Here is a 15,435-nt window from a genome sequence, read left to right on the forward strand (position 1 = left end):
CCGAAGCGCGGTCGGCCCTGCCGCGACGTCACGGTTTCCGCTGAGGGTGGCACCGGCAAAGAGAGGAAAACACCGTGATGACGGAGGACTTCGCCGAACGGCCGCACCGTGGAGTACTCCGGCACCGAGCTCCACCGCGTCGCCGACGGCCTTCTCGCGGAGGAGTGGATCGCCTCGGACACCGAGTCGCTGATGACCCAGCTCACCGGGGCCGGGGAAGCCGTCCCGGACGCCTGACGGGGCGCCACCGGCGGCGACTGGTGGGGGGAGTCGCCCGACCGCGGCCGTCTTGACTACCATCGGGTCCAGGTGTCCGGGCAGGTGGCCCGGTTTGGTTTGGTTGGGGGTTTCTCATGGTCACTGGTCGTGTGGTGCGGTTCGACAGCTCGCGCGGGTACGGGTTCATCGCTCCGGACGGTGGCGGGGAGGACGTCTTCCTGCATGTGAACGACATGCAGATGTCGGAGTCGTACGTCCGCCCCGGCGTGGCGGTGGAGTTCGAGATCGAGGCCGGTGAGCGCGGGCCGAAGGCGGCCGGCGTGCGGCTCGCCCGAGGAGCCGACGTCAGGACGCTCGGCCCGGACGACGACTCGCTGTGCGACCTGCTCAGCGCGGAGGAGTTCACCCGCGAGGTCACCGAGACGCTGCTGGCGTCGGCGCCCACGCTCACCGCCGAGGAGATCGTGCGGGTCCGCGGCGCGCTGGCCCAGTTCGCGAAGAACCACGGCTGGATCGAGGGCTGACCCGCTCACAACACAGCGCGGATGTACGGGCGTCGGACTTTCCGGCGCCCGTCGTCGTGTCACGCCCTCGCGCGCATCACGCCGCTCACCACACCGGCGGACGTGACGTGACGAGGGCCACATCCTTGCCATCGAACCTTGGCGCGTCCCGTGCATCCAGTCGGCGTCGGTCACGAACGGCCGCGGAGCACCCCCCCTCCGGGGCCGTCCAATTCGTTCCGCAAGGAACCCCCTGGATCGTCGCCGGTGTCGTGTCGGAATTCCTCGACTGGCGCCGGGGTGCGCTCGGCGGTCTCGTCTCGGGGGTGCTGCTCCTGCTCCAGGACCGCCGTCGGGGGGTCGACCTCGACGGCGGTCCTGGAGGCCGGCACCATCGTGTACTTCGTCGTGATCGGCGCCGTCTCCCTCGCGGACCCCGGCTCGGCCCTGAAGGACCAGTCCGACGCCCTCTCCTTCGTCCGGCTGGGCGCCACCGCCTGGGTGTCCATGGCGATCCGCCGCGGTGGCCTGGCTGATGACGCTGGACGAGTCCGGCCGGGTGCACCGGCCGCGGCTCTTCCATCCCCGGCCGCTGCCGGCCATGCAGCCGCGCCCGGTGCTGTGGGCCCGCCGGGGCGGTCATCCCGGGAACGCCCGGGTCAGGACACGGCCGGCCCGGTCACGTACCGCCCCCGGTCGTCGTAGGGCCAGACGTTGGGCAGGCAGCCGTGCATGCCCTTGATCTGCTGCATCATCACGGGGGCCGGCCGCCCCGCGCCGGGGCAGCCGACGTGGCCGTGGCCGAGGAAGTGGCCGACCTCGTGGTTGATGATCAGAGCCCGGTAGTCCTTGACCCGGTGGGCGTAGACGGGGGTCGCCAGCAGCCAGCGGCGGAGGTTCACCATGACGTTCTTCGCCACGTCGCAGTTGACCTCGCCTCCGGTGTCCAGCCCGTACTGCCCGCAGATCTTGTCCACCGTCCCGGGGGTCGCCACCCGGACCACGAAGTCGGCCGGACCGCTCGACACCCGCTCGAAGGCCGAGCGGCCGTCGGCGGTCCAGCCGCGCGGGTCGGCCAGGATCCGGTCGACCTGCCGGGCGACGTCCGTCGGCGACAGGTTGATACCGGTCTCGACGTCGACCCGGTAGCGCAGGACGGTTCCCGACCCGACCGCACCGCTGCCGCCGGCCGCGGTGATGAACGTGCCCGGTCCCGTGGCCGGGATGTCGGGGGTGGGGGTGGGGGTGGGGGTGGGCGAGGTGTGCGGGCTCGGGGAGGCGGAGGTGGTGGGCGGGGCGGACGTCGGCGCGGTGGAGCCGAGACGGCCGGACCGGGCCCGCTCGGTGGGCCCGCTCCGAGCGCCCGTACCGGACGAGCTCCCGTCCACGGCCACGAACCCGGCGGCCCCCAGGACGGTCAGCGCGGCCAGGACTCCCCAGAGCGGCCCCTTGTACGACCGCCTGCGGGCGACGGCGTGCGAGGAGCCGCCGCGGCGACGGCCACGGGAGGAACGTGCGGTACGCGTGGTCATGACCGTCAGGCTGTGATCGGAATGTGATCGGACCTGGCGCAAACGATAACGAAGAGATAACGGACGGGATGCCGCGCGACTATATGATCATCCCGTAACAAACGCACAGCTGTGCGGATCCCCTGCGGATACTGAGCGCATGCCACGCGTTCTGCTGATCGAAGACGACCGTGCCGTGCGGGAGGGGGTGGCCCTCGCCCTGCGCCGCCAGGGTCACGAGGCCGCCGCCGTCGCGACCGGGGAGGACGGGCTGGAACGGGTACGGTCCTTCCGGCCGGACGTCGTGGTGCTGGACCTCATGCTGCCCGGGCTGCCCGGCCTCGACGTGTGCCGGCGGATCCGCGCCCTCGACCCGACGCTGCCGATCGTCATGGCGACCGCGCGCGGCGACGACGAGGACATCGTCGTGGGGCTGGAAGCGGGCGCCGACGACTACGTGGTCAAGCCCGTGCGGGCGCGGGTGCTGGAGGCGCGGATCCGTGCGGTGCTGCGCCGCGCGGGCGGGCCGCCCGCCGAGGGCGGCATACCGAAGATCGACACCTACGGGGACCTGACGGTCGACCGGGCCGGGCTCTCGGTCACCCGCGGCGGCGAACCGGTCCCGCTCGCCCCGTCCGAACTCCGCCTGCTGCTCCTGCTGTCCGCCTCGCCCGGCCAGGTGTTCAGCCGTCAGCAGTTGCTGGAGGCGGTCTGGGAGCACAGCTACCACGGGGACGCCCGGCTGGTGGACGCCTGCGTCCGGCGGCTGCGCGCGAAGCTGGGCGAGCCTCCGCGCGAGCCGCGGTACATCCAGACCGTGCGCGGCTTCGGCTACCGCTTCGCGGCGCGGTGAGAGGCCTCCGGCGTCCCCGGCTCCCCCAACTGCGCGGCCTGCGGGTCCGGCTGGTGCTCGCCTTCACGCTCGTCGCCGCCGTCACGGCGGCCACCACCGGCGCCCTGACCTTCCGCGAGGCCCGCACCGGCGTGCTCCAGCAGAGCCAGGACGCGGTGATCCAGCAGCTGCGCGCCCAGGTCGGCCGCCTCGCCCCGGACCTCGCCTTCCCGCCGGGCCAGGGGGAACTGGGGCGGCTGGCGGCGGAGGTGGCCCGCGCCGACCCCTCCGGGAGCTGGCGGGTCCTGGTCACGTACGGCGGTCTGAGCGCCACCTCCGTCCCCGGCGACCCCTTCCGGGAGCTGACGCCCGCGCTGCGCGGGTCCGTGGAGTCCGGGATGGCCACCGTGTTCCAGCGGGTGGCCGTCGGCGACCGCACCGCGCTCGTCGTCGGCATGTCGGTCACCTTCGCCGAGGCCCCCGCCAAGGGCGTGTACGCCTCCGGGATACATGTCTTCCTGACGGTGCCGCAGACCACGGAACGCGCATACGTCGACGCCCTGGTCACCGCCGCCGAACGGGCCGCCGTGCCCGCGCTGACGCTCGCCGTGCTGCTGGCGCTGCTCGCCGCGCGCGGGGTGCTGCGCCCGGTACGGGCCCTGCGCCGCGCCACCCGCAGCATCGCCGAGGGACACCTCGACACCCGGCTCGCCGTCGACGGGTCCGACGAACTCGCCGATCTGTCCCACACGTTCAACGAGACGGCCGCCGCGCTGGAGAAGTCGGTGGCCGAGCTGCGCGGCATGGAGGCCCGGGCCCGCCGGTTCGCCGCCGACGTGTCGCACGAACTGCGCACCCCGCTCGCCGCCATGTCCGCCGTCACCGACGTCCTCGACGAGGACGCCGCCCGCCTGGACCCGGACACCGCCACCGCCGTCCGCCTGATCAGCGAGGAGACCGTGAAGCTGGCCCGGCTGGTGGACGACCTCATGGAGATCTCCCGCTTCGACGCGGGTGCCGCCGTACCGCACCTGGACGAGATCGATCTCGCCGAGTCGCTGCGGCGCACGCTCGACGCCCGCGCCTGGACCGGCCAGGTCGACGGTGACCTGCCGGCCCCCGGCACCCTGCGCGGCCGGGTCGACCCGCGCCGTCTGGACGTCGTCGTCGCCAACCTGGTCGGCAACGCCCTGCGGCACGGCGCCCGGCCCGTGACCCTGCGTCTGCACGAGGCCGGGGAGTCCGGCGGGGCGCGGGTCGCGGTGATCGAGGTGCTGGACAGCGGGCCGGGCATCCCGGACGACGTCCTGCCGTACGTCTTCGAGCGGTTCTACAAGTCGGACGCCGCCCGCACCCGCACCGAGGGCAGCGGGCTGGGCCTCGCGATCACCGCGGAGAACGTCCGGGTGCACGGCGGCACCGTCCGCGCCGCGAACCGGCCCGAGGGGGGTGCCGTCTTCACGGTGCGGCTGCCCCTGCCGGCCGACGAGCCGCCTCGGGAGGACCAGTGGTGACCTGGCGACGCGCGGCCCGCTCCGCGCTGCTGTGGCCGGTGGCTGTGTGCGCCCTGGCCTCGTGCGGGATCCCCACGACCGGTGTGGTGCAGGCGGGCGGTCCCGCCGTCGGGGTCGTGCCGACGACACGGCTGTACTTCGTGCGGGACGGTGCCCTGGTCGGGGTCCGGCGCGGGACCGACGCGCCGGGTGACGTCGAGTCGGCGCTGCGGGACCTGCTGCGGGGCCCGACCGACGCGGAGCTCGGCAAGGGGCTGACCACCCGGCTGCCGCTGCGCGCCGGACTGCCGACGGCGGTCCCCGCGGCCCCGGTCACCGGCGGCGCCGCCTCCGCCGTACCGGAGGCGACCGGCTCGGCGGACCTCGTGACGGTGACGGTCCGCGACCACCGGATCTCCGTCGAACTGTCGGTACCGGCACGCGAGTTGGGGGATCCCGGGCTCGCGGCGGCGCAGCTCGTCTGCACGGCCGACGCGGCACAGCGCGTGGCCGCCCCCGATGCCGAACCCGATCCGGTGACGGTCACGGCGGCGGACGGCCGGCGCATCGGGGGCGCCTCCGCGCGCTGCCCCGCCGTCTGACCGGCCCGGACGCTCCTCAGCGGCGCCCGTCTACGGAGGTCCGCCGACTCGCCGCACCGCCCTGGCGGTCAGGTGTCGCGCGACGCCGCGAGCCGGGTCCGCAGGGCCGTGGCGATCTGTTCCGCCGCGGTGAGCTGGTCCGGGGTGAGTGCGGAGACGAACAGTTCGCGTACGGCGCGCAGATGAGGAAGGGACGCGTTTCGGAAGGCCTCCGCGCCCTCGGGTGTGAGCACCACCTCGGCGCCCCGGCTGTCGGTGGCGCACTCCTCGCGCCGGATCAGTCCCCGCCGCTCCATGCGCCCGATCTGGTGCGAGAGCCGACTGCGCTCCCAGCCGACCCGGACGGCCAGCTCGGAGGAGCGCAGGCGCCGCCCGTCCGACTCCCGCAACGCGAGGAGCACGGCGTAGTCGCCGGACGACAGGGCGCTCTCGTGCTGCAGGCGGGAGGAGAGCTCGGAGCGGAGCACCTCCGTCGCCTCGATGAAGTCCCGCCAGATCCGCAGTTCCTCAGCGGTGGGGTAGTCCTTCCGTCGCGCTGCCATCGTGCCGCCACCCCCGTCCTAGTTGACACGTCAATCATATCGGGGGGATGATTGACACGTCAATTAAGCAGGAGGAGTCCATGACCGCCCAGGGATTCGAACTGGGGCTCAACTCGTTCGGCGAGGTCGAGACCGTCCGCCTGATCGTCGAGGAGGCCAGGCTCGCCGAGTCCGTCGGGCTCGACGTCTTCAGCGTCGGCGAGCACTACCACCGCGACGGAGCGCATCCGGCTCGGCACCGCGGTGACCGTGCCGAGCACCAACGACCCTGTGCGGCTGTACAGGGAGTTCGCCACCCTGGACGCCGTCTCCCGGGGGCGCGCCCAGCTCGTCCTCGGGCGGGCGTCGGCCACCGACTCGTTCCCGCTCTTCGGCTACGACCTCGCCGACTACGAGGAGTTGTTCGAGGAGAAGCCCGACCTGTTCCTGCGCCTGCAGCGTGAGGAGAGCGTGACCTGGTCGGGCAGGTTCCGGCCGCCCCTCGTCGAGCAGCGGCTGCATCCGCGGATGCCGGCCGGTGGCATCCCCACCTGGATCGGGGTGGGCGGCAGCCCCGACTCCGTGGTCCGCGCGGCTCGTTACGGTCTGCCGCTGATGCCGGCCGTCATCGGCGGGCACCCGCAGCGCTTCGCCGCCCATGTCGAGCTCTGCCACCGCGCGTTGGACCAGTTCGGGCACGCCCCGCAGCCGGTCGCCCAGGACTCCCTGGGACTTGTCGCGGACACCGACGAGGAGGCAGTCGAGACCTGGTGGACGTACTGGCAGCCGGTGGCGGCACAACTCGCCGAGGAACGCGGCTTCCACCGGCCGACCCGTGAGCGCTGTCTGCAGGAGGTCGACAGGGGCGCGCTCTTCGTCGGATCGCCCGAGACCGTCGCCCGTAAAATCGTCACGATGGCCCATGATCTGCGGCTCAGCCGCTTCGACCGCAAGTACGACGTCATGAACCTGCCCCGCGAGGCCCGGGCCCGCACCATCGCGCTGCTGGGCCGCGAAGTCGCCCCGCGGGTACAGGAACTGCTCACCAAGGAGCCCCTCCATGTCTGAACTCGTCTTCGGCCTCGACACCTTCGGCGATGTGCCGCAGGACGACTCGGGGAACCCGGTGTCCGACGCCAGGGCCATCCGGCAGGTCGTCGACGAGGCGGTGCTCGCGGAGGAGACCGGCGTCGACGTCATCGCCCTCGGGGAGCACCACCGCCCGGAGTTCGCGATCTCGACGCCGGAGACCGTCCTCGCCGGCATCGCCACGCGTACCGAGCGGATCCGGCTGGCCTCCGGCGTGACCGTGCTGAGCTCCGACGACCCGGTCCGGGTCTTCCAGCGCTTCGCCACCGTGGACGCGCTCTCCAACGGCCGCGCCGAGGTCATCCTCGGACGCGGCTCCTTCACCGAGTCGTTCCCGCTCTTCGGCTACGACCTCGCCGACTACGACGTGCTGTTCGAGGAGAAGATCGAGCTCTTCGCCAAGCTGCTGGAGGAGAAACCCGTCACCTGGAGCGGCACCAAACGGGCGCCGCTCGACGGCGCCGACGTCTTCCCCAAGACCGAGTCGGGGCACCTGACCACCTGGGTCGGGGTCGGCGGCACACCCCAGTCGGTCATCCGCACCGCGCGCTACGGCTTCCCGCTCATGATCGCCATCATCGGCGGCAGCCCGGAGCGGTTCGCGCCGTACATCGACCTCTACCAGCGGGCCGCCGACCAGTTCGGTACGACCGCCCATCCGGTCGGGATGCACTCGCCCGGCTTCATCGCCGACACGGACGAGGAGGCCCGGGAGCAGCACTGGCAGTACTACCGGGTGATCCGGGACCGGATCGGCGCGCAGCGCGGCTGGCCGCCGGTGCGCAAGGAGGAGTACGCGGCCGAGATCGAGCACGGCTCCCTCTACGTCGGCTCCCCCGAGACGGTCGCCCGCAAGATGGCCCGCGCGATCAAGGCGCTCGGCGTCGGCCGGTTCGACCTCATCTACACCAGCGGGAACCAGCCGATCAGCGCCCGCCTGCGCGCCGTCGAGCTGTACGGCACCAAGGTGATCCCGATGGTCCGCGAACTGCTCGCGGACTGACGCCATGAACGGAGTGGACATGGAGACCACCGGCGTACGCACCGTCGGCATCCTGGGCGCGGGCAAGGTCGGTACCGTGCTGGCGCGGCTCGCGGTGGCGGCCGGGTACCGCGTGCTCATCGCCGGTTCGGGCGATCCCGCCGAGATCGCCCTCACCGTCGAGGTGCTCACCCCCGGCGCGGTCCCGGTCACGGCCGCGCGGGCCGCGGCGGAGGCGGACCTGGTCGTCCTGGCGCTGCCCCTCGGCAAGTACCGCACCGTGCCCGCCGAAGCGCTGCGGGGCAGGCTCGTCGTCGACGCGATGAACTACTGGTGGGAGGTCGACGGCGTCCGCGAGGACCTCACCGACCCGCTCACCTCGTCGAGCGAGACCGTGCAGGCGTTCCTGCCCGGGGCGCGCGTGGTCAAGGCGTTCAACCACATGGGGTACCACGACCTGGAGGACGGGGCACGGCCGGCGGGGACGCCGGGGCGCAGGGCGATCGCGATCGCCGGTGACGATCCGGACGACCTCACCGCCGTCGCGGACCTCGTCGACGCGCTCGGCTTCGACCCGGTGGTGGCGGGCCCGCTCGCCGCGGGGGTGCGGCTGGAACCGGGCACCGAGCCCTTCGGCGCCAACACCGACGCGGCGGAGCTGCGCGGGATGCTCGACCGGTTCCCGGAGTCCGACCGCGGCCGCACGGTGATCGCCGCCCGGGCGGCCGCCGAGTCCGCCGCCTGATCAGGAAGCGAACGGCACAAGACCCGCCGGGACCTCGTCCCTCCCGGCGGGGTGCCGCCACACCCCCTCGGCGGCCAGCCGGGGCAGCACCCCCTCGCCGAACCAGTACGCCTCCTCCAGGTGCGGATACCCGGAGAGGACGAACTCCTCGATCCCCAGCGCCGCGTACTCCTTGATCCGCGCGGCCACCTCGTCGTGCGAGCCGACCAGCGCGGTCCCGGCGCCGCCGCGTACCAGCCCGATGCCCGCCCACAGGTTGGGGTGGATCTCCAGCGCGTCCCGTCGGCCGCCGTGCAGCGCCAGCATCCGCTGCTGCCCCTCGGACTCGCTCCGGCCGAGCCCCGCCTGCACCGAGCGCACGGTCTCCGCATCGAAGCCGTCCAGCAGCCGGTTCGCCTCGGTCCAGGCCTGCTCGGAGGTGTCCCGGGTGATGACATGCAGCCGGATCCCGAACCGGAGGGTGCGCCCCTCCTTCGCCGCCAGGCCCCGGATCCAGGCGATCTTCTCGGCCACCTGGGCCGGGGGTTCCCCCCAGGTCAGGTACACGTCCACGTACCGGGCCGCGATCTCCCCCGCGATCGGCGAGGACCCGCCGAAGTACACCTCGGGCACCGGCTCCGGCACCCGGGCCAGCCTGGCGTCCTCGACCCGGAGGTGCTCCCCCGCCAGATCGACGGCCCTGCCCTCCCACAACCCCCGTACGACGTCCAGGAATTCACCGGTACGACGGTATCGCGCGTCCTTGTCGAGGAAGTCGCCGTAGGCGCGCTGCTCGTGGCTCTCGCCCCCGGTCACCACGTTGAGCAGCAGCCGCCCGCCGGTCTGCCGCTGGAACGTGGACGCCATCTGCGCGGCGAGCGTGGGCGAGACGAAGCCCGGCCGGAAGGCGACCAGGAACTTCAGCCGTTCGGTGTGTTGACTGACCATGGCGGTGGTCAGCCAGGCGTCCTCGCACCAGGCGCCGGTGGGGGTGAGCGCGCCCACGAAGCCGAGGTCCTCGGCGGCCCTGGCGATCTGGCTCAGGTAGGCGACCGTCGGCGGCCGGTCCCGTCCGGAGGCGGTCGCCGGGGTGCCGTGGCCGCCGCCGACGACATGGCGGCTGTCCCCGTTGGTGGGCAGGAACCAGTGGAAGGTGAGGGACACGAGGGGCTCTCCGTTCGTGAGTGTCCGTCAGAGCAGGCCATGGCGGGGCGGCGGCGTGCCGCCCAGCACGTACCGGCCGATGTGCTGGATCTTCCAGCGGGTCGGATCGTGCAGGGTGTGGGTGCGGGCGTCCCGCCAGTGCCGGTGCAGGTTCAGGGAGTTGAGGGCCGAGCGGGTGCCGGACACCTCGAACAGCGCCCCGGCCACCTCGACGGCGGCGTCGGCCGCGGTCACCTTCGCGACGGCCACGGCGATGGACGCCTCGGCGGCCGACGCGTCGGTGAGGTCCGCGCGGGCCGCGTCGACCGCGCGGGCGGCCTCCCGCAGCAGCGCCTCGGACGCCCGTACCCGCAGGGCGAGTTCACCGAACCGCTGGATCAGCAGCGGGTCCTCGGCGGCGGTCTCCATCCCGCTCTCGAACCAGGGCCGGCTCCTGGTGCGGACGAACTCCACGGCCTCGGCCAGCGCTCCCCCGGCGATCCCCACGTCGATGGCGGCGTGCAGCAACTGGGCGACCGCACCGTGCAGTTGCGGTCCCCGGAAGGTGAGGTAGTGGGGCAGCACCCGGTCGGCGGGCACGGGGACTCCGTCCAGCCGGACGGTGCCACTGGCGGTCGTCCGCTGGCCCATGCCGTCCCAGTCGTCGACGACGGTGAGGCCGGGGGCGTCCCGGGGGACGTACGCCACATGGAGGTCGTCGTCCTCGGTGCGGGCCAGGACCGGGATCCAGTCGGCGAACAGGGCACCGGTGGAGTAGTGCTTGACGCCCCGCAGCAGATACGACCCGTCCGCCGACCGCTCCAGCCGGGTCCGGATGTCCTGGACGTGTTTGGTGCCGGCCTCGGACTGCGCGTTCCCGAACCGGGCGCCCGCGAGCAGCTCCGCGAAGAAGAACTTCTGCTGCTCCTCCGTGCCCTGACGGCGGATCACGTTGACGTACGCGAAGTGGCTCTGCGGGATCTGGGCGAGGCTGGCGTCGGCCGAGCCGAGCAGCCGGAAGATCTCCGCGAGGGTCAGGGCGCCGACGTCGGCGCCGCCGTGCTCGGCGGGCACCGTCACGGCGAGCAGGCCGGAGGCCGACAGCCGGTCCAGCTCGGCGCGGGGCAGCCTGCGTTCGGTGTCCCGTACGGCGGCCCCGGCGCGGAACGCGTCGGCGAGGGCCGCCGCCACGGCGAGGGCCTCCGTGTCGTCGGCGATGACGTGGGCGGTCACCGGTTCAGCTCGCCGCGGCGAGGACGGGCGTGCCGCCGAGCGCGGCGGAGAACCGGTCGACGACCGGCGTGAGCGCCTCGACGACGGCCGGTGCGAGGGCGAGCGAGCCGTCCTCCCGCACGGTGATGTCCTTGTCGAGGGTGAACCAGCCCTGGACGATGTGGGCGGCGCCCATGGAGTTGAGGACCGGGCGGAGGGCGTAGTCGATGGCGAGGACATGCGCGGTGGTGCCGCCGGTGGCCAGGGGCAGCACGGTCTTGCCGGTGAGGGCGTACTGCGGGAGCAGGTCCAGCAGGGCCTTGAGGACCCCGGAGTAGGAGGCCTTGTAGACCGGGGTGCCGACCACGACCCCGTCGGCGCGCGCGAACAGCTCGGTCGCCTCGACGATCGCGGGATGCCGGAAGTCGGCGCCGAGCAGTGCCTCGGCCGGGATGGTGCGCACGTCCAGCGGGACGACCTCGTGCCCCTGGGCGGTCAGCCACTGGTCCAGGTGGCGCAGCAGCTTCCCGGTCCGCGAGGAGGCGGAGGGGCTGCCGGAGACGGAGAGAACGGTGGCCATGGGTGCCTCTTTCGTGGTGAGGGGTCGGTCAGACGGACTCGCGGTCGGCCTCGCGGGCCTCCAGCTCCCGGACCAGGGGCAGCACGCGCTTGCCGAAGTACTCGACCTCCTCGTGGTAGTGGAGGAAACCGAGCAGGAGGAGGTCGACGCCGAGCTTCTTGTAGGCGACGATCCGCTCGGCGATCTGCTCGGGGGTGCCGATGAGACCGGCGCGGAAGCCGTCGTTGTACTGGACGAGGTCCTCGAAGGTGGAGTCCTGCCACATGCCCTTGCCGTCGGCGGCGGACTGCCCGGCCTGCTTGACGGCGGCGCCGAAGCCCTCGACGGCCTCGCTGTCGGCCTTGGCGATGATCTCGCGGAGGGTGTCGCGGGCCTCGGCCTCGGTGTCGCGGGCGATGAGGAAGCCGTTGAGGCCGAACTTCGGTGCCCGGCGGCCCGCTTCGGCGGCGGACTTTCGGACGTCGTTGATCTGCTCGGTCACCCCGTCGAAGTCCTTGCCGTTGGAGAAGTACCAGTCGGAGACCCGGCCGGCCATGGCCCGGGCGGCGGTGGAGTTGCCGCCCTGGAAGATCTCCGGGTGCGGGCGCTCGGGGGTGCCCAACGGCTTGGGCTTGAGGGAGAAGTCACGCAACCGGTAGAAGTCACCGGCGAGTTCGGTGTGGTCCTCGGTCCAGATCCGGCGCAGCGCTGTGATGAACTCCTCGGCACGGCGGTAGCGTTCGTCGTGCTCCAACCAGGGCTCGCCGAGCGCGGTGAACTCGCCCTTGAACCAGCCGGAGACGACGTTCACGGCGAAGCGGCCGTTCGACAGATGGTCGGCGGTGGCGCCGAGTTTGGCGAGGACACCGGGGTGCCACAGGCCGGGGTGGACGGCGGCGATGACCTTCAGACGCTCGGTGGCGAGCAGCAGCGCGAGGCTGAAACTGGTCGACTCGTGCTGGTACTCGGCGCCGTAGCTGGCCATGTAGCGGACCTGGCTGAGCGCGTACTCGAAGCCGTTGTTCTCCGCGAGGACGGCGAGTTCGCGGTTGTAGTCGTACCCCCAGTCGGTGCGTTGTTCGATCTTGCTGGTGACGAGTCCTCCGCTGACGTTGGGGACCCAATAGGCGAATTTCACGGGCGCGGGCATGCGGAACTCCTGTTGCGGAATGTTTTCGGGCGCGCCAAATTCAAGGGGTGGGCAAGCACAATGAATTCAGGCGGGAAAAGGAGAGAACGCGGCGGATCGCAGGGGGATGATCAGGCCGCGGCGCGACAGGAGGCGCTGGAGACGCGCGCGAGGTCGACGTGGCGTCGCCGCGTGAGGTCCAGTCGCATCTTCATGTCGTCGATGGTCGCAGTCGGCGCTCAGGGCCGTCAAGGAAAACCCGACCGTTCTCGCATCGCGGACCATGGGATTTCACGAACGTGTGACAGGGGAACCCTTGAACGCACCCCGATAAGCCGCGCATTCTGCCGGGGTGCGGACCGAACAACTGGAATACATAGCGGCCGTGACCCGGCTCGGCTCACTGCGCCGGGCGGCCGACGAACTGCGCCTGTCGCAGCCCGCGTTGAGCGAGACCGTGCGGAACCTGGAGCGGGAGCTGGGCGTCGACCTGCTGGAGCGCAAACGCACCGGGGCGACGATGAGCGCGGCCGGGCAGGAGCTGATGCCGCGCATCGTCGAGGTGCTGGAGGCGGTGGACCGGCTGCGGGTGGCGGCCGGCGAGCAGCACCGCATCAGCCGGATGGTGCGCGTCGGCACCGTCAACGCGGCGACCGTGCCGCTGCTCATCCCGGTGCTGCGGGACTTCCGGGCCGCCCATCCGGTCACCCAGGTCGAGGTGGTGGGCGCGCAGCAGACCGAGATCCACCGGGGTCTCGCCGAGGGTGGTTTCGACCTGGGCCTGGTGAACCAGCTCGACGGCGACGACGTGCCCGCCGGTTTCGAGGCCACCGAACTGCTGCGCGGGCGGCCGGTGGTGTGCGTACGGCCGGACAGCCCGCTCGCCGGCCGGGACGAGGTGTCGGCCGACGATCTGCTCACCGTGCCGCTGATCGCCATGCGCACGGGCTATGTGATGCACCGCTATGTGCACCGGCTGCTGGCGGGCCGTGCCCCGGCCTTCTCGTACTCGACCGACGGTGCCGAGATGGGCAAGCTGATGGTCGCGGAAGGGCTCGGGGCGACGGTGCTGCCGGACTTCAGCGTGGTCGGGGACCCGCTGGAGCGCGCCGGGACGCTCGTGTGCCGGCCGCTGGCGGACGACTCCACCCGGGTGCTGCTCATGCTCCAGCGCCGGCGGGCCGAGTCGGTCCCGCAGGCGGCGCGGGACCTGCACGAGACGTTCGTGCGCCGGGCGGGCGAGCTGGGCGGCGGCTCGGTCAGTGGGCGTCGACCTGCTGCCAGCTCATCGCCGTGACCTTGGTGGCCTTCGCCGTGAGTACGGCCGCGCCCTGCCCCTGGAACACATCGGTGATCACCGGGCCGCGGTGCGCTCCCAGCGCGGACTCCTCGTCGGTGGGCACCAGTTCGCGGCTGGACCGGTAGACCTCCTTCACCAGTTGCTCCTGGTTGTGCGCGACCGGGAACAGCGCGAGGACGCCCCCGTCGGCGGTGCGCAGCGCGTACACGCTGGTGCCGGCCGGGGTCTTGGTGAAGAACCGCTTGGTGGCGATGCCGTCGGCCGTGCCGTGGGCGGTGCTGTCCCGGTAGATCTTGGCGGCCTCGTCGACCAGCTTGGTGGTGGCGAGGTTCTTGCCGGCCTTGGCGCCTCCGGTCGCGTACAGGTCGTCGAAGGCGGCGCCGACACCGGCCGGGGCGAACGCGCCGACCTTGGCGGCGGGATCGACGGCCTCGGCCAGGCCGTGCGCGTCGAGAGCGGGCTTCGGCAGGGGCTGCCCGTCGTCGGCCCACACGGACATCACCATCTTGTAGGCGCCGTCCACCTTGTCGAAGACCAGCAGTACCGAGGAGTGGCCGTCCTCGCTGGACGTGGCCGTGACCGCGAACCAGCTGCCCTTCGCCGGGATCACGTACTGACGGTCCTGGTAGGAGAAGGGCTTGCGGTAGGCCTTCTTGTCCTTGGCCGACCAGGTCGGCGCGAGCGCGTAGGTGGCCTGGTCCATCGCGTAGGCCTGGCCGCCCTCGACCGTGGCCAGGAGCTTCGCGTCCAGGCCCGCGTTGGCCTCGTTGTTGACCTTCTCGTAGGTGTCGACGACCTTCCGGGCGGCCGCCCGGCCGAGCACGCCCTGCGGAGTGGCGGCGGCGCTGCTGCTCGGGGCGGAGGCCGCGTCGGTGTCCGAGCCCGCGCCGCACGCCGTGAGCGCGAACACGAGCGTGGCACCGACGACCGCCGCCCCAGGACGTGACGAGCGGGCGCGGCGGGTCATGAATCGGGACATGGGGCAGTGATCTCCTCGAACGCACTGACGCGGAGGGGGCGGTGGTGGCATGCGCACGGCCGCTGCCCGCCGGACGGTCGGACCGCGGCACGTCTGCGCGCGCCCCTGGGTGATGCCGATGCGTCTCCTGCGTCCCCGTTGCCCCCGTGTGGCCTCTGCCGGCCTGTGGTCACCCTAGCGACCGAACATGCACATGCCGCAAGCCGGTTCCGTGACGCCTCGGCCGTCCGCGCGCGATCCTCACGCGAAGCACACAAGTGGGGCCCCGCCTCACGGCGTTCCGGGAGCCCCGACCGGGTCGGCGGCGTCCGACTCGCTCGCCGCGATGGCGACGAAGCGCCGGATGGCCTCCACGGGCATGTCGAGCCCCTCGGAGGCGGAGCGCTCGTCGCCGAACACCTGCACCGCGTCGGCGACGGCCACGGCCAGCTCGGCCTCCGCCTTGCGGGCCTTGACCTCGGCCTTGTCCACCGTGTCGACCACCGCCAGCTGGCGGCGCTGCTTCTCCTGGAGCCGCTGCTTGCGGGAGAGGGACCTGTCGGGGCTCTGCACAGTCATGACCAAGATCATAAACGCGTCCCGACATCCGCGTGAAATCGCCAACTCCGCCTCATCGGCGCCCGGTTCGCCTCCGGTC

The 15,435-nt window shown here is 72.4% G+C and carries 19 protein-coding genes; 9 read left to right on the forward strand and 10 right to left on the reverse strand.

Translation table 11 applies throughout. The features are described from left to right. Positions 1–108: 108 nt before the first annotated feature. A complete protein-coding gene (locus ACFZDK_RS45175) occupies positions 109–237 on the forward strand; it encodes a hypothetical protein (RefSeq protein ID WP_390982093.1) in 129 nt (42 codons plus the stop codon). 116 nt (positions 238–353) lie between these two features. Beyond that, a complete protein-coding gene (locus tag ACFZDK_RS45180) occupies positions 354–743 on the forward strand; it encodes a cold shock domain-containing protein (protein WP_390982096.1) in 390 nt (129 codons plus the stop codon). Between the two features lie 638 nt (positions 744–1,381). Here the strand turns inward: ACFZDK_RS45180 and ACFZDK_RS45185 are convergent. Beyond that, a complete protein-coding gene (locus tag ACFZDK_RS45185; protein WP_390982098.1) occupies positions 1,382–2,254 on the reverse strand; it encodes a DUF3152 domain-containing protein in 873 nt (290 codons plus the stop codon). Between the two features lie 139 nt (positions 2,255–2,393). Here ACFZDK_RS45185 and ACFZDK_RS45190 point away from each other — a divergent pair, with 139 nt between their 5' ends. From ACFZDK_RS45190 to ACFZDK_RS45200, 3 genes are read left to right on the forward strand one after another with little or no spacing between them, the layout of a single operon-like run. Beyond that, entirely contained in the window at positions 2,394–3,086 is a 693-nt protein-coding gene (locus tag ACFZDK_RS45190; protein ID WP_390982100.1) for a response regulator, read from the forward strand. Further along, positions 3,083–4,579 (forward strand): ATP-binding protein, encoded by a 1,497-nt coding sequence (locus tag ACFZDK_RS45195; protein ID WP_390982102.1) that lies wholly within the window; start codon positions 3,083–3,085, stop codon positions 4,577–4,579. Before ACFZDK_RS45190 ends, ACFZDK_RS45195 begins: the two co-directional genes overlap by 4 nt. Next, the gene (locus ACFZDK_RS45200) at positions 4,576–5,160 is read left to right on the forward strand and encodes a hypothetical protein (RefSeq protein ID WP_390982103.1); all 585 of its coding nucleotides are present in this window, start codon (positions 4,576–4,578) and stop codon (positions 5,158–5,160) included. The genes ACFZDK_RS45195 and ACFZDK_RS45200 overlap by 4 nt, the downstream gene beginning before the upstream one ends. A 68-nt stretch (positions 5,161–5,228) precedes the next feature. Here ACFZDK_RS45200 and ACFZDK_RS45205 read toward each other — a convergent pair whose 3' ends face one another. Together ACFZDK_RS45205 and ACFZDK_RS45210 are read right to left on the reverse strand one after the other, a co-directional pair. Next, positions 5,229–5,702 carry a MarR family transcriptional regulator gene (locus ACFZDK_RS45205; protein ID WP_390982106.1) on the reverse strand — a complete coding sequence of 158 codons (474 nt, stop codon included), beginning with the start codon at positions 5,700–5,702 and terminating at the stop codon, positions 5,229–5,231. A gap of 59 nt (positions 5,703–5,761) precedes the next feature. Beyond that, positions 5,762–5,962 carry a hypothetical protein gene (locus tag ACFZDK_RS45210; RefSeq protein WP_390982109.1) on the reverse strand — a complete coding sequence of 67 codons (201 nt, stop codon included), beginning with the start codon at positions 5,960–5,962 and terminating at the stop codon, positions 5,762–5,764. Between ACFZDK_RS45210 and ACFZDK_RS45215 the strand changes: the two genes are divergently transcribed. The 3 genes from ACFZDK_RS45215 to ACFZDK_RS45225 are packed head-to-tail and all read left to right on the forward strand — an operon-like array spanning position 5,952 to position 8,497. Continuing rightward, on the forward strand, positions 5,952–6,749 hold the full coding sequence (locus ACFZDK_RS45215; protein ID WP_390982112.1) for an LLM class flavin-dependent oxidoreductase: 798 nt from the start codon (positions 5,952–5,954) through the stop codon (positions 6,747–6,749). The genes ACFZDK_RS45210 and ACFZDK_RS45215 overlap by 11 nt on opposite strands. Next, a complete protein-coding gene (locus ACFZDK_RS45220) occupies positions 6,742–7,773 on the forward strand; it encodes an Atu2307/SP_0267 family LLM class monooxygenase (RefSeq protein ID WP_390982115.1) in 1,032 nt (343 codons plus the stop codon). Before ACFZDK_RS45215 ends, ACFZDK_RS45220 begins: the two co-directional genes overlap by 8 nt. Before the next feature lie 4 nt (positions 7,774–7,777). After that, positions 7,778–8,497, forward strand: coding sequence for an NAD(P)-binding domain-containing protein (locus ACFZDK_RS45225; protein WP_390982118.1), 720 nt, complete (start codon positions 7,778–7,780; stop codon positions 8,495–8,497). On the opposite strand, the gene ACFZDK_RS45230 is transcribed toward ACFZDK_RS45225, so the two are convergent. The 5 genes from ACFZDK_RS45230 to ACFZDK_RS45250 all read right to left on the reverse strand — a co-directional run bounded on the left by ACFZDK_RS45230 (position 8,498) and on the right by ACFZDK_RS45250 (position 12,734). Continuing rightward, positions 8,498–9,640 (reverse strand): LLM class flavin-dependent oxidoreductase, encoded by a 1,143-nt coding sequence (locus ACFZDK_RS45230; RefSeq protein ID WP_390982120.1) that lies wholly within the window; start codon positions 9,638–9,640, stop codon positions 8,498–8,500. It abuts the gene before it with no gap. A 27-nt stretch (positions 9,641–9,667) separates the two neighbouring features. After that, positions 9,668–10,852, reverse strand: coding sequence for an SfnB family sulfur acquisition oxidoreductase (locus ACFZDK_RS45235; protein WP_390982123.1), 1,185 nt, complete (start codon positions 10,850–10,852; stop codon positions 9,668–9,670). Positions 10,853–10,856: 4 nt separating this feature from the next. Next, on the reverse strand, positions 10,857–11,411 hold the full coding sequence (gene ssuE / locus ACFZDK_RS45240; RefSeq protein WP_390982125.1) for an NADPH-dependent FMN reductase: 555 nt from the start codon (positions 11,409–11,411) through the stop codon (positions 10,857–10,859). A 28-nt stretch (positions 11,412–11,439) separates the two neighbouring features. Beyond that, entirely contained in the window at positions 11,440–12,540 is a 1,101-nt protein-coding gene (gene sfnG, locus ACFZDK_RS45245; protein WP_390982128.1) for a dimethylsulfone monooxygenase SfnG, read from the reverse strand. Between the two features lie 110 nt (positions 12,541–12,650). After that, positions 12,651–12,734, reverse strand: coding sequence for a putative leader peptide (locus ACFZDK_RS45250; protein WP_350284076.1), 84 nt, complete (start codon positions 12,732–12,734; stop codon positions 12,651–12,653). Between the two features lie 137 nt (positions 12,735–12,871). Between ACFZDK_RS45250 and ACFZDK_RS45255 the strand changes: the two genes are divergently transcribed. Continuing rightward, positions 12,872–13,816, forward strand: a complete 945-nt coding sequence (locus ACFZDK_RS45255) for a LysR substrate-binding domain-containing protein (RefSeq protein ID WP_390982130.1) — start codon at positions 12,872–12,874, stop codon at positions 13,814–13,816. Here ACFZDK_RS45255 and ACFZDK_RS45260 read toward each other — a convergent pair. After that, on the reverse strand, positions 13,779–14,798 hold the full coding sequence (locus ACFZDK_RS45260) for a hypothetical protein (protein ID WP_390982133.1): 1,020 nt from the start codon (positions 14,796–14,798) through the stop codon (positions 13,779–13,781). The genes ACFZDK_RS45255 and ACFZDK_RS45260 overlap by 38 nt on opposite strands. Before the next feature lie 270 nt (positions 14,799–15,068). Further along, complete coding sequence (locus ACFZDK_RS45265; RefSeq protein ID WP_390982135.1) at positions 15,069–15,356, reverse strand: hypothetical protein; 288 nt, start codon at positions 15,354–15,356, stop codon at positions 15,069–15,071. Between the last annotated feature and the right edge of the window lie 79 nt (positions 15,357–15,435).

Origin of the sequence: Streptomyces sp. NPDC007901, from assembly GCF_042959465.1 — a bacterium.
GTDB lineage: Bacteria > Actinomycetota > Actinomycetes > Streptomycetales > Streptomycetaceae > Streptomyces.

Coding starts and splice junctions, on each gene's coding strand:
- ACFZDK_RS45180 (WP_390982096.1), top strand. CDS start 354: ATGGTCACTGGTCGTGTGGTGCGGTTCGACAGCTCGCGCGGGTACGGG.
- ACFZDK_RS45185 (WP_390982098.1), bottom strand. CDS start 2,254: ATGACCACGCGTACCGCACGTTCCTCCCGTGGCCGTCGCCGCGGCGGC.
- ACFZDK_RS45190 (WP_390982100.1), top strand. CDS start 2,394: ATGCCACGCGTTCTGCTGATCGAAGACGACCGTGCCGTGCGGGAGGGG.
- ACFZDK_RS45205 (WP_390982106.1), bottom strand. CDS start 5,702: ATGGCAGCGCGACGGAAGGACTACCCCACCGCTGAGGAACTGCGGATC.
- ACFZDK_RS45220 (WP_390982115.1), top strand. CDS start 6,742: ATGTCTGAACTCGTCTTCGGCCTCGACACCTTCGGCGATGTGCCGCAG.
- ACFZDK_RS45225 (WP_390982118.1), top strand. CDS start 7,778: ATGAACGGAGTGGACATGGAGACCACCGGCGTACGCACCGTCGGCATC.
- ssuE (WP_390982125.1), bottom strand. CDS start 11,411: ATGGCCACCGTTCTCTCCGTCTCCGGCAGCCCCTCCGCCTCCTCGCGG.
- sfnG (WP_390982128.1), bottom strand. CDS start 12,540: ATGCCCGCGCCCGTGAAATTCGCCTATTGGGTCCCCAACGTCAGCGGA.
- ACFZDK_RS45250 (WP_350284076.1), bottom strand. CDS start 12,734: ATGAAGATGCGACTGGACCTCACGCGGCGACGCCACGTCGACCTCGCG.
- ACFZDK_RS45260 (WP_390982133.1), bottom strand. CDS start 14,798: ATGTCCCGATTCATGACCCGCCGCGCCCGCTCGTCACGTCCTGGGGCG.
- ACFZDK_RS45265 (WP_390982135.1), bottom strand. CDS start 15,356: ATGACTGTGCAGAGCCCCGACAGGTCCCTCTCCCGCAAGCAGCGGCTC.